This window comes from Stenotrophomonas sp. K-6, assembly GCF_056861555.1.
Window position 1 is genome coordinate 503,987 of record NZ_JBSPUC010000003.1, and the last position, 12,433, is coordinate 516,419.

General features: G+C 65.2%; 13 protein-coding genes. 8 read left to right on the plus strand and 5 right to left on the minus strand.

The window, feature by feature from the left end; genetic code table 11:
- Positions 1 to 6 precede the first annotated feature (6 nt).
- Positions 7 to 765, minus strand: coding sequence for an EAL domain-containing protein (locus tag AC13F7_RS12695; RefSeq protein WP_481470249.1), 759 nt, complete (start codon positions 763 to 765; stop codon positions 7 to 9).
- Between the two features lie 168 nt (positions 766 to 933).
- On the opposite strand from AC13F7_RS12695, the gene AC13F7_RS12700 reads away from it, so the two are divergent.
- The 5 genes from AC13F7_RS12700 (at position 934) to AC13F7_RS12720 (ending at position 3,718) form a co-directional block, all read left to right on the plus strand.
- On the plus strand, positions 934 to 1,152 hold the full coding sequence (locus AC13F7_RS12700) for a hypothetical protein (protein WP_483000810.1): 219 nt from the start codon (positions 934 to 936) through the stop codon (positions 1,150 to 1,152).
- A 155-nt stretch (positions 1,153 to 1,307) separates the two neighbouring features.
- A complete protein-coding gene (locus tag AC13F7_RS12705; protein ID WP_483000812.1) occupies positions 1,308 to 1,577 on the plus strand; it encodes a hypothetical protein in 270 nt (89 codons plus the stop codon).
- 150 nt (positions 1,578 to 1,727) lie between these two features.
- Positions 1,728 to 2,414, plus strand: a complete 687-nt coding sequence (locus AC13F7_RS12710) for a hypothetical protein (protein WP_483001051.1) — start codon at positions 1,728 to 1,730, stop codon at positions 2,412 to 2,414.
- A gap of 161 nt (positions 2,415 to 2,575) precedes the next feature.
- Positions 2,576 to 2,749 (plus strand): hypothetical protein, encoded by a 174-nt coding sequence (locus tag AC13F7_RS12715; protein ID WP_481470228.1) that lies wholly within the window; start codon positions 2,576 to 2,578, stop codon positions 2,747 to 2,749.
- Positions 2,750 to 2,824: 75 nt separating this feature from the next.
- On the plus strand, positions 2,825 to 3,718 hold the full coding sequence (locus AC13F7_RS12720; RefSeq protein ID WP_483000814.1) for a S1 family peptidase: 894 nt from the start codon (positions 2,825 to 2,827) through the stop codon (positions 3,716 to 3,718).
- Between the two features lie 42 nt (positions 3,719 to 3,760).
- Here the strand turns inward: AC13F7_RS12720 and AC13F7_RS12725 are convergent, their stop codons facing one another.
- On the minus strand, positions 3,761 to 4,672 hold the full coding sequence (locus AC13F7_RS12725; protein WP_483000816.1) for a tyrosine-protein phosphatase: 912 nt from the start codon (positions 4,670 to 4,672) through the stop codon (positions 3,761 to 3,763).
- Between the two features lie 17 nt (positions 4,673 to 4,689).
- Positions 4,690 to 6,972: a TonB-dependent receptor gene (locus AC13F7_RS12730; protein WP_483000818.1), complete on the minus strand. Its 2,283-nt coding sequence runs from the start codon at positions 6,970 to 6,972 to the stop codon at positions 4,690 to 4,692.
- Positions 6,973 to 7,099: 127 nt separating this feature from the next.
- Here AC13F7_RS12730 and AC13F7_RS12735 point away from each other — a divergent pair, with 127 nt between their 5' ends.
- Positions 7,100 to 7,744: a TetR/AcrR family transcriptional regulator gene (locus AC13F7_RS12735; RefSeq protein WP_483000820.1), complete on the plus strand. Its 645-nt coding sequence runs from the start codon at positions 7,100 to 7,102 to the stop codon at positions 7,742 to 7,744.
- A 99-nt stretch (positions 7,745 to 7,843) separates the two neighbouring features.
- A complete protein-coding gene (gene acuI / locus AC13F7_RS12740) occupies positions 7,844 to 8,830 on the plus strand; it encodes an acrylyl-CoA reductase (NADPH) (protein WP_481470223.1) in 987 nt (328 codons plus the stop codon).
- Positions 8,831 to 8,883: 53 nt separating this feature from the next.
- Here acuI and AC13F7_RS12745 read toward each other — a convergent pair whose 3' ends face one another.
- Positions 8,884 to 10,206 (minus strand): chloride channel protein, encoded by a 1,323-nt coding sequence (locus tag AC13F7_RS12745; RefSeq protein ID WP_483000823.1) that lies wholly within the window; start codon positions 10,204 to 10,206, stop codon positions 8,884 to 8,886.
- 61 nt (positions 10,207 to 10,267) lie between these two features.
- On the minus strand, positions 10,268 to 11,338 hold the full coding sequence (locus AC13F7_RS12750; protein WP_481470221.1) for an aldo/keto reductase: 1,071 nt from the start codon (positions 11,336 to 11,338) through the stop codon (positions 10,268 to 10,270).
- A gap of 158 nt (positions 11,339 to 11,496) precedes the next feature.
- Here AC13F7_RS12750 and AC13F7_RS12755 point away from each other — a divergent pair, with 158 nt between their 5' ends.
- A complete protein-coding gene (locus AC13F7_RS12755) occupies positions 11,497 to 12,399 on the plus strand; it encodes an AraC family transcriptional regulator (protein WP_483000825.1) in 903 nt (300 codons plus the stop codon).
- Positions 12,400 to 12,433: the final 34 nt, after the last annotated feature.

Genomic DNA, 12,433 nt, shown 5'->3' on the forward strand with positions numbered 1-12,433 from the left:
CGCTCCTCATGCAGGATGCATGGGTATGTCGGCTTCCCGCGCAGCGCCCTCGAACTGCGGGCGGCCGAACCAGTAGCCTTGCATCAGCCGGATGCCGAGATCGGACAGGCAGTTCGCCTCATCACCGGTTTCTATACCTTCAGCAATCACGTCGATACCCAATTCCCCGCACATGCGTACCACGCCGGCCACGATGGCACGGCGTGACGCGCTTTGGTCGATGCCCCGGATCAACGCCATGTCCAGCTTGACCATGTCCGGCTGGAAATCGGCCAGCAGGTTCAGACCGGCAAACCCGGCCCCGAAATCATCAATCGCGGTCTTGAAGCCCATCCGTTTGTATTCACTCAGGATCTCAGCCAGCCATTTGCCATCGCTGACCTGCTCTCCCTCAACGGTCTCAAAGATGATTCGCTCAACCGGAAAGCCATGCCGATCCGCGGCCTGAAGCGTAGAGCGGATGCACACCTCGGGCCGGTAGATTGCATTGGGCAGAAAATTGATTGAAAGATGGGACGGCAGATTCAACGACGCAGCGATCCGGATCGCCTTCTCGCGACAGGCCTGGTCGAACGAATAGCGGTTGTCCGCGGTGATACGTGACAGTACCGAGCTTGCCGGTTCCCCGGCAGGGCCGCGCACCAGCGCTTCATGTGCGAACACCTTTCGTGCATGAACATCCACGATGGGCTGGAATGCGTAACTGAAGTCGAACTGCAGCGGATTCGCATCGCGGCAAAGGGCACATCCAGCGCGCACATCGATGGACGCCATGCGGTTTATTCCGTGTTCTGGTCAAGGTGAGAAGGATAGCCGACGCCCATCACGGCCATGTCGACGTACGGCATGGTGATCTCAGGGGGCCGTCGCCGTGCTTGTCGGCCTGTCGATTTCCCGATGGCCGGAAACCTTAACAGGCGAACGGCGCTTCTGATGCTCACCGCATTGATGGCGGTATCCGGCCTGGTGGTTGCCTTGGCGCCGAACTACCCGGTCAACATGATCGGCCGTGCGCTGATTGGCGTAGTGATCGGAGGATTCTGGTCATTTACCAACAACGCTGAGTGCGGGTCTGCTGGCGTCCGCTGCGGCCGTCGATTCATCGGTCGCTGGGCAGGCGCAGTGCTGATCAACCAAGCTGCCCCGTCCTGACTTCCGCCTTGAGCGGAAGGCTGCGTCTTGTATCACGCCCGCGGTAAGCCGTCATCACGCTCCCTCCACGTCTCCCAGCTTCAACTGAATGCCGGTCATGGCGCTGGCAAAAACGCCGCTATAGTCCGAACACCCCAGACAAAGGAGGCACCGCAATGTTTATGACCACAAAGCAACTGACGACGGCGCGTACGCTGGCTGTGGCAATCATCGCTACCGTAGGCCTCAGCTCCTGCGCCACGTACAAGGACGAGTTCGCCACGATCAACTCACGCCTTGATCAGCTCGACACGAAGGTGCAGGGCGCAGCCCAGAGCGCCGAGTCCGCCAATCAATCCGCACAGCAGGCCAACCAGCGTCTGGATCAGATTGAAGGCCGCGTCCAGCAGCTTGAACAGGCCCCTCGCCGCAAGCCGCGCGGTTGATCGCTCCTGCACCATTGGTGAGGAACGTCTGAATCAGGGACCAGTGGCCGATGCAGGCCGCTGGTTTCCTTTGGCGGTACCGTCTGCATTGAAAGGAAGTGTCCCATTCGTACGCACTCATACCCCGTGAACCGTGCCCTTGCCGGTGCGTTGGCCATGGCGTTGGCATTTGCTGGTATCGGCACCGCTGGCGCTGAGGATGCGGCCGCGCCGCCGGCGGCGGCCGTTGACGAGCTGCCGCAGGGCCAAGAGGTGTCCGAAACCGTGATCGAGCTTGCCGGCTGGGTGGTCGCAAGCAAGGATGCGCAAGGCTATCCATTTGCGATCATGGACAAAGCGGCGGCACAGGTACTGGTGTTTGATGGCAACGGCCGGCTTCGCGGCGCGGCGTCCGGTCTGTTTGGCTCGGCAACCGGGGACCACACGGCGCCCGGCGTTGCCGGCCTCGCGCTTCGCGAAATTCCAGGGCGGGACCGCACGACACCCGCCGGTCGCTTTGTGGGCGGTTACGGCCCATCAATCGATGCGGGGCGCGTGCTGTGGGTGGACTACGAGTCCGCCGTCTCCATTCACCCGACCGCTACCGGTGTGCCGGCCGAGAGGCGCGCCGAACGCCTCGCATCGCCTTCGCCCGACGACAACCGCGTGACGCACGGCTGCATCAATGTCTCGCCAGGGTTTTACGAGGCGGTCATCCGTTCCACCTTCGAGCGGGGCGGAGTGTTCTACGTTCTGCCGGACAACGCTTCGATAGCCGAAACTTTCCCGGAGTTCGCGAAAAGCCGTGAGGCTGCGCAGGACAACGAGGCAAGCAGCGCACGTTCCGCTCGCAAATAAAACGTCCAATGCGTCCCGCGCAGCACCTCAAACAAGCGCATTGGCTGCCCACCTGCGCCCTGCAACAGGGCGTCGGGAGCGTGGCTGCCGGGGTTGATGCGTCCGGTACGGGGCTCGCCCGGTAGCGAGAGCGATGCGTCCGCGTACCCGAGATCAAGCTGATGGACCTCCCGGCCGCGTCGGTTGTCGCAGACATGACGGACCGGCTGGACGCGGCCCGCGAGCGGATCGGACGGGAGATCTTCGCCTCATGGCCCGCGCAGGACGTATCGGAGCTGGTGCGATTGATGGCAAAGTTCGCCGGCGCGCTGGAATCCCGTGAGCGTGAGCCGTAACGGCACACCCAGCCAGCCTGCGGTGCCGCGCCCGGCATCTTGATCCCGCTGTCGGAACCTCACAAGGCATCACATATGAAGCGATTGTTGTTACTCGGGGTACTGCTCGCCGTGTCCGCAACTGCCCATGCCATCGTCATCCGGCATGACGTGGATGATGCGAAGTATCGCGTTCCCGCCACCGAGTTTCCCGCGCTCGTGGACATGCCCGGCGAAGGCCACGGCGCGTTGATCGCCCCTCAATGGGTGCTGACGGCCGCGCACACGCTGCCGATGCATGCCGACCTCAAGCAGGTAGTGATCAACGGAACGGCCCGGGACGTCGAGCGCGTTGTCGTCCATCCCGGCTACAGGACGCTGCCGCAGACATTGATCGATCAGGCGATGGCCAGTGGCGAGGCAATGTTGATCGTAGTGTTCCTTGCATCGGGCGACGATGTTGCGTTGATCAGGCTGAAGGCGCCGGTGACCGACGTTGCGCCTGTGGCCATCTACAGTGGCACCGACGAGGCCGGTCAGATCGCGAAGATTCTGGGAAAGGGCGCTACGGGCACGGGCGCCACCGGGCATTCTCCCAGTGGCCCCAATCGCACCGAGCTGCGGCGCGCGTTCAACACGATCACCAGTGCCTACGACCGCTGGCTCTGCTATGTCTTCGACGAACCGCCGCAAGCGCTGCCCCTGGAGGGCGTGCTGGGCAACGGTGACAGCGGTGGCCCCGTGCTCATCGAGCGCGATGGTCAGTGGCTGCTGGCCGGGCAGGGCGCGTGGAAGGTCGTCCAGGGCAATGTGCTGACCACCCGGCCCGGGCGCTATGGGCAGGTCACCTGCAATGTGCGCGTGAGTCACTATCGTAACTGGATCGAGCGCATCATGGCCGAACCAGCGCAGACAACCTCAGTGGGTTCGATCCAGCCGATTGCACGTCCTGCCAGTGGCGAGCGCCGGCATGCGCCATGCAGTGCGTGACGTGTGGGCCATCCATGGCCGACACGCGACACGCTGGTCAGATCAGCCCGCCTGACCCAACCGCACCTTCAACTGATCGATCTCCGCCTCGCTGACGCCGATGGACTTCAGATAGCCCTCGGCACCGCCGTACTGCGCATGCAGAGCGGCAAGAAACATCTCCATGTTCTCCGGCGCGGTGCCGGACATGCCGGCCATCTTCCTGCCGATCTCCGGGTTCTGCTTGATCAGCTCCATGATCTGCGCGTTCATCGCGCTGTCCTTGGGCTGGCCTTCGAGGTAGTGCGCGGAAATCGCGTAGTTGTGCACGATGTCCGCCCGGGGCACACCCGCCAGGTCCAGCAGCAGCCCGGCGATGATGCCGGTGCGGTCCTTGCCGGCGGTGCAGTGGAACAGCACGGTGCCGTCGCGCTCGGCGGCAATGCGCTGGAAGACCTGCTTGAACTGCGGCTGGCTGTGATCCAGCCACTGCACATAGGCTGCGCCCAGCGAGTCGGGGAAGGTGGTCATCATTTTCTGCAGGTCCATCTTTTCGGTGCCCATCAGCGAGGTGCGCTGGTAGGCGAAGCGGGCATCGGTGGCCAGCAGATCCGGCGACTGCGCCTGCTCATCGGCGGTACGCAGGTCGATATCCAGCGTGACGCCGGCAGCGGCCAGGGCGTCGCGGTCGGCGGGGGTCAGGCGGCCCAGGTCCGAGGTGCGCACGAAGGCGCTGGCCGGGATCGGACCATGGCTGCCTTGCAGGCCCGCAAAGGTGCGCGTGTTCCAGGCGCCCTGCAGCGGGATGACGCGCTGCGCATCGGCGGCAACCGGCTGCACGTTGGCGCTTGCCGCGGTGGTGGGCGCGGCGGCGGTATCGGTGACGGGCGAGCGGGCCAGTGCGAGGCCGGCGCCAGCGAGCATCGGCAGGCTGAGGGCAACGGCAAGGGCAAGGTGGGTGCGGCGCAGGTGCATCAGGATCTCCAGGGCGATCAGAAGGTGACGGTGACGTCCAGGCCATAGGTGCGCGGGTCATTGAAGATTCCGCTCTGGCCCAGTGAGGCGTTGTTGAGCTTGTAGAACAGGTGCTCTTCGTCCAGCAGGTTGCGCGCCCACAGTGAGACGGCCATGGTCGAGCCCGTGCTGTTGAGGGGCACGTCTATCAGGGCGACACGGGCGTTCACGATGAAGGAACTGTCGGTGAGCATCTGGTCGTACTCACTGGTGTAGAAGCCGTCGGACCAGTTGCCGTCGAGATGGAACTTCAGCGCGGAGAAGTTGGCGAACGGCACCAGATAGTCCAGCGATACGCTGCCGGCGTTCTTCGGCGCCAGCAATGGCTGCACCGTGACCTGCACGCCGGCGCCGAACGGGTCGACCGCGCTCTGCGCATCGATGCGGGTGTAGGCGTAGTTCAACCCCACGGTGAAGTTGTCCACCGGCATCACGTTGAACTCCAGCTCCGCACCGCGCGAGGTGCCGTTGCTGAGCGCGTTGGTGGTGACCATCGTGGTGCGGGTTTCGCCGCTGTTGGGATCGAACGGCAGCGAGAAATCCATCTGCTTGTGTTCGATCTTCGAATCGAACAGGGCCAGGTTCAGGCGCGCGCGGTTGTCCCAGAACTGCGACTTGAAGCCGAGCTCGATCGCCGTCACCTCTTCGGGCGCGAAGGCGGTATAGGTTGTCGAGCGCGAGTTGGCACCGCCTGCCTTGAACCCGGTGCTGTATTTTGCATAGACCATGGCGTTCCCGCCGAGGTCGTAGGCGATGTTGACCATCGGATCGAAGCGGCCCCATGCATCATCGAAGGCGAGGTCTTTAGCCGCCCCATTGACGATGTACAGGCTGCCCTTCTTGTCATCGCGCGTGTAGCGGCCACCCGCGGTCAGGTGCAGGCGTTCGAGCGAGGCCGGCGTCCAGGTGGCCTGGCCGAAGATGCCGAGGCTGTCGGTCCACGCCTTGCTGGCGCGGTCGATGCGCACGTTGCCCAGATTCAAGGGGGTGGTGGCCGGGTTGAGTGTGTAGCTGTTGCCGCCCGGGCCCCAGAGCAGCATGTTGGGCGTCTGGGCGTTGTCGCCGGCGGTTTCGTGATAGTAGAAGGCACCGGCCAGGAACTGCACCTGTGAGGTGGTGCCGATCAGCTGGAATTCCTGGCTGTACTGGTGCTGGTAGACCTGGGCGAGGCTGTAGCGGCCGAACGGCGTGTTGGGGCCGCCATAGGCGGAGATCGCGTCGACCAGACCCATGTCGAACTGGCCCTGGGTCAGTTCACGGTAGGAGCTGATCGACTTCAGTTCCAGGCTGTCGCTCAGGGTCCAACCAAGGTTGAGCAGATGCCCGCTGGTACGGCCGATGTTGTCTTCCTGCGGGCCACCGAGGATGGCGGAATCGCGTCGATCCTCGCTGGCGCTGGCCTTCTGCAGCGGGCTCACGTAGGCGCCCGGCACCAGTAACTGGGTGTGGTACGGCGTGGTGGCATCGTAGGAGCGGTCGAAGGCATACAGCGCGGAGAAATCACCGCTGGGCTGCCACAGCGCGGTGAAGCGTGCGCCGCGCTTGTCGTAGCTGTTGAAGTCGCGCTGACCGCGCATCGGGTTGTCGGTGGTACCGCCGCGTTTGGCCTGCACCGCGTCGATCTTGAAGCTCACATCGCCCACCTTCGGCAGGTCCAGATGCAGGCCGGTGGTGTAGCCGCTGTAGTTGGAGACGCCGGCGCTGACGCTGCCGCCAAACTCGCCGGTGGGCTGTCTGGTGACGATGCTGATCGCACCGCCTTCGGTGTTGCGGCCGAACAGGGTGCCCTGCGGGCCCTTCAACACCTCGATGCGCTCTACGTCATACAGCATGCTGCCCAGGCCCTGCGCGCGGCCCATGAACACGCCATCGACATACACGCCGACGCCGGCATCGCGCGCTGGCTGGTTGGCGTCACCGGAGGCACCGATCCCGCGGATGCCGAGGTTCAGCGCGGAACTGCGGGTGGCGAAGGGGGTGACACGCAGTGAGGGGATCGAGCCATCGGAGAGGCTGCCGATCGAGATCGCACTGCGGTCCTTCAGTGCTTCGGCATCCACCACGGACACGGAGATAGGGGTGTCCTGCAGATTGGTGGCACGCTTCTGGGCGGTAACGACCACCTGGTCCAGCGCGACCACATCGCGGGCGGCGGTATCGGCGGTGGCGACAGTGGTGGCGTCATTGGCCACGGCGAGGCCGGGCAGGGCGGTAGCGATGGCAAGAGCTAACAGGCGGCGGTGCAGCTGGGCGTGGCGCATCGGGTTCGTTCACGGGAGGAGGGGGCCGGCGCAGTCTGTGCGCGCAAAATGACAGATGAATGACCGTTCATTCAGCGTCCGGTTGTCGTACCATCACCCCTCAACTGGACGCCATCTACGACTAGCAATGACGCTTACCCCCCTTTCCGGCCCCGCCGCCGAAGACGCTGCAGCCGTGCGTGCCGAAGCGCAGCGCCAGCGGATCCTGGACGCCGCGCAGCGCTGTTTCATCGCCCGCGGTTTCCATGCCGGCTCGATCAGTGACATCGCCGCAGAGGCGGAGATCAGCCAGGGCCTGATGTACCGCTACTTCGAGAACAAACGTGCGCTGATCCTGGCGCTGATCGAACGACAGCTCGCCTACGACCAGGACGCAATCGGCCACATGCCGGCGGCGGCCGATCTGGTTGACGGACTGCTGCGTTGCTACCAGCTGTGGGCGCGCGGGGAGACGCTGGAAACCCGTGGCAATGCCATCGCCAATGTCGCGTTGTATGCGGAGATCACCGCTGAAGCGCACCGCGATCCGGTGGTCGCGCAGGTGCTGCGCCGGCACGACAGGCAGACCAGCGCGGCCATCACCGGCTGGCTTCGGCAGCACGACAGCGCGCGTGGGCGCACGCCGGAGAACGCCGATCTGGAACGGCGCACGTTGCTGATGCGGTTGCTGGTCGAGGGGCTGGCGATGCGCGCAGTGCGCGATCCAGACCTCGCGGCGGAGACCGTGCGGGGCCTGCTCTCGCGTGCGATTGCGCACATACTGGACGAGTGAGGCACCCGCCCGAAAAGGATGATTTAACAGGACGGTACAGCGCCGTGCGCACACTTACCCCGTCTGCAACGTCCCTCATGCACAGCAACCGGAGATCCCATGACCTTCAATGCCCTTCTTGCGACCAAAAACGGTGACGCCATCAGTGCCGGCGTCGTGGAGCTGACCGAGCAGGACCTGATGCCCGGCGACGTCACCGTTGCCGTGGAGTACTCCACGGTGAATTACAAGGACGCGCTGGCGCTGAGCGGCCGTTCGCCGGTGATCCGCACCTTCCCGCTGATCCCCGGCATCGATCTGGCCGGTGTGGTCGAAACGTCCGCCCATCCGGGTTTCGCGCCGGGCGACCGTGTATTGGTCAACGGCTGGGGCTTGAGCCAGACCCACCATGGCGGCTATGCGCAGAAGGCGCGTGTGCCGGGCGAGTGGCTGGTGAAAACGCCCGCCGCGTTTTCCAGCCAGGAAGCAATGGCCATCGGCACCGCCGGTTATACCGCGATGCTCTCGGTGCTGGCGCTGGAGCATGGCGGCGTGTCACCGGGGCAGGGCGATATTCTGGTCACGGGCGCCAACGGCGGTGCCGGGTCCATCGCGATCGCACTGCTCTCCAAGCTGGGTTACCGGGTCGTCGCGTCGACCGGCCGACTGGAGGAATCGGCCTATCTCAAGGAACTCGGCGCGGCGGAGATCATCGACCGCGCGACGCTTTCCGAGGCCGGAGCCCCGATCGCCAAGGAGCGCTGGGCCGGTGCGATCGATGCGGTGGGCAGCCACACCCTGGCCAATGTGCTGGCGCAGACCCGCTATCGCGGCGTGGTGGCTGCATTTGGTTTGGCCCAGGGCGCGGATCTGCCGGGCTCCGTCCTTCCCTTCATCCTGCGCAACGTGACCCTGGCGGGCATTGATTCGGTCAACGCGCCCTACGCTGCGCGGGAGCAGGCCTGGACGCGGCTGGCCACCGATCTGGATCTGGGCAAATTGGCTCGCACCACGCAGATGATCGGCCTGGCCGAGGTGCCGGCATTGGCCGAGCAGGTGCTGCAGGGGCGTGTGCAGGGCCGCACGGTGGTCGACGTCAACGCGTGATCCTGCCGCCGGACGCTGACGAAGGGCGTTGGTTCCAGCCTCTCGCCAGTGCGCTAGGCCGAACGCGGGTGGGGGCCCGGCAGCTGCTTGACCAGCTGTTCGGCCATGGCCTTGTAGATCGGCACGCGGCAGACCAGCCCGGAGACGCCACGCGCAATCAGGACGGTCGCCAGGATGGGCAGCAGCATGTCGCTGCTGTCCGTCAGTTCCAGCGAGATGACCGCAGAGGTCAGCGGGGCCTGGGTCACCCCGGTCAGATAGGCGCACATGCCGAGCAGGACAAAGATGCGCTCATCCACGGACGGCATGATGGCGGCAAGGTTGTGTCCCAGCCCGGCACCAACGGCCAGTGCGGGCGAGAACAACCCGCCCGGAATGCCGGCAACGTACGACACCAGATTGGCGAGGAGTTTCATCAGGCCGAATTCGTGACCGACGGTTGCGCCGCCTTGGACCAGTCCCCTGGCCTGCTCGTAGCCGGTGCCGAACGCACCCGCGCCGAAGGCGGCACCGAGCAGCACCAGCGCGAGCCCGCACAGGGCAGCCAGCAGCACCGGGTGCCGCTGGCGCAGCCTGCCCAGCCATCGCGGTCGGCCCTCCATGGTGAGCAGTACCGCCTTGGCGAACACGCCACCGAGCAGGCCTGCGACCGTGCCGCACACCAGGATCGCCAGCCATGCCTGACCCAACGGGAGCGTGGCACTGACTTTGCCGAAGTAGGTGTAGTTGCCGAGCAGGCCCAGCGACACCACGCCTCCGACGATGACCGCAGTGAGCAAGGTGCCTGAAAAACGGTGCTCGAAGCGGCCGCTGAGCTCTTCAATGGCAAACACGATGCCAGCCAGCGGTGTATTGAACGCGGCGGCGATACCGGCTGCGCCACCGGCCAGCAGGAAATGCGACAGCTCCTTCGGGTCACGGAAGCCGAACCAGCGCCCGAACATGTACATCAGGCTGGCACCGACGTGCACCGTGGGGCCTTCACGGCCCACCGATGCACCTCCGAGCAGGGACAGTGTGGTCAGCGCCAGTTTGCCGGCCGATACCTTCAGCGAGAGGTTGTCGCGCCGGAACTCGGTCGTGGCAACGTCCAGTGCGGCGATCACCTGTGGAATCCCGCTGCCACGCGTCGGCTTGAGTGCGCCACTGGTCAGCCAGGCCAACAGGGCGAACACTGCCGGCGTCACCAGCAGCGCCCACCAGATCGAATGCGCGATGATCCACTGGAACACCCGGAAGGCCGCGTCGCTGGCCTTGGCGAACACGATCGCGACCAGAGCGACGGCTACCGCGCCGCCCCACAGCGCGGCACGCCGCTTCCACGCGTCCCTGGACAGGAGCGGGCGTTGAGAGTCCGGTGAAGTCATGAACCACATTGTCTCACGGGGGTCTGGCAGGCTTTTTCACTCAATCTGTCGGTTGGGTGATCGCCATCGATTACCGTCGCCCGTTGAGGGTGGAGGTGCCGAAGATCAGCTGCTGGGCCATGGGCCGCCCGATGAAGCGTGCAGGGAAGATCGGTGCCGGGGCGCTGGCCTCATCCAGTCGTGTCAGTTGCGCATCGCTCAGCACCACGGTGAGCGCGCCCAGGTTGTCTTCCGCCTGCGCCACGGTGCGTGCGCCGATGATCGGTGAGACCACGGCCGGGTTGGCAAGCGTCCAGGCGATGGCCACCTGCGAGCGGGAGACACCCAGTTCGCCGGCCACCTCACCCACCACCTCGGCGATGGCCAGTGAGCGTTCGTTGAGATGACCGATCGATGCGATCACGCCTTTGCGGCTGCTCGCCACATCCGCGCCATTTTCGTCGGACAGATCGTCGCGCGTGTATTTGCCGGTCAGGATGCCGCCGCCCAGTGGCGACCACGGAAGTACCCCCAGCCCCAGGGCCTTTGCCATCGGCAGCAGCTCATGTTCCACGGTGCGTTCCACCAGACTGTATTCGATCTGCAGCGCCACCAACGGGGCCCAGCCACGCAGGTCGGCCAGGGTCTGCAGTTCGGCCACGCGCCAGGCAGGGGTGTTGCAGATACCCAGGTACAGCACTTTGCCACCGCGCACCAGATCGTCGAGTGCGCGCATGACTTCGTCCGGCTGGGTAGTGAAGTCCCACGCATGCAGGTACATCAGGTCGATCCGATCGGTATCCAACTGGCGCAGGCTGGTCTCCACCGAGCGCACCAGGTTGTAGCGATGGTTGCCGCCGGCGTTGATATTGGTGGGATCACGGGCCATCGTGAATTTGGTGGCCAGCACCAGCCGGTCGCGCTGGGCCTTGGCGAAACGGCCGAGGATCTGCTCGGCGGCTCCGTTGGTGTAGTTGACCGCGGTGTCGATGAAGTTGCCGCCACGGTCGAGGTAGGCATCGAAGATCCGCCGGGCCTCGGCGTCGTCTGCACCCCAGCCCCAGTCGGCGCCGAAGGTCATCGTGCCCAGTGAGAGCGGCGAGACGCGCAGGCCGGAGCGGCCCAGCAGGCGATAGTGATCGAGCGAGGTGGGTGAGGTCATGCGGGCGTTCTCCATGGCGGGACAGGGCGGTGCCTGCGTGGCCGCATTGTTCCGTCAGCCCATGCCGGGCCGGTAGCAACGTCCTCCGGAATGCTTGCACGATCGTCCGGATGCGACGGATGATGGGGTCGCCCAGCGCATGATCGGAGATCCTTGGTATGACCTCATTGGCGCAGTTCCGTGACGCCATCGCCCGGCACGCGCCGGGGGATGGCACCTTCGCCTCCGTGCTGCCCGGGGTGAGATTGATCCGCTGCGCGACGCCGACGATGCCGATGCCGGTCATTTACGAGCCGACCGTCTGCTTCGTGGCACAGGGGCGCAAGCGCGCGACGCTGGGCGCCAGCGTGCTTCACTACGATCCCACCAGTTACCTGATGGCCTCGGTGGGGCTGCCGGTGATGGGCGCCGTGATCGAAGCGACGCCGGCGCACCCTTATCTGAGCCTTCAACTCGATCTGGATCCGGCACTGGTGAGTGAGCTTGCGCTGCAACACCCTCGACCGGCCGGCGAGCGCGCGGTCGCCGCGGGTCTGACCCTCACTGCAATGACACCTGGGCTGCTGGACGCGTGCACCCGGTTGGTTGCCTTGCTGGATGCACCGGACGACGCACGGGCCCTGGGCGACCTGGTCGTCCGGGAAATCCTGTACCGGCTGCTGACGGGCCCAAATGGTGGCGTGCTGCAGGCGATGACGCGGGCCGACAGCCGGCAGGGGCAGATTGCCCGCGCGATTGCGTGGATCCGGGCGAACTTCACGGGCGCTTGCCGGGTAGAAGAGCTGGCACGTGTGGCCGGCATGAGTCGATCCACCTTCCACCAGCATTTTCGGGCCGTCACGGCAATGAGTCCGCTGGATTTCAGGACGCAACTACGCATGCAGGAAGCCCGGCGCTTGATGGTGGGCGACGGGATGGAGGCGGCCAATGCCGGGTATGCGGTGGGCTATGACAGTCCCTCGCAGTTCAGTCGGGACTATTCGCGACTGTTCGGCCTACCGCCGGCGAAGGATGCCGGCCGCCTGCGGCTGGAAAGCAGGGCATCGCGGGTACGCAACTGAACAAGCTGCTTTTCGGCGGCTCGTCCATTTTCTT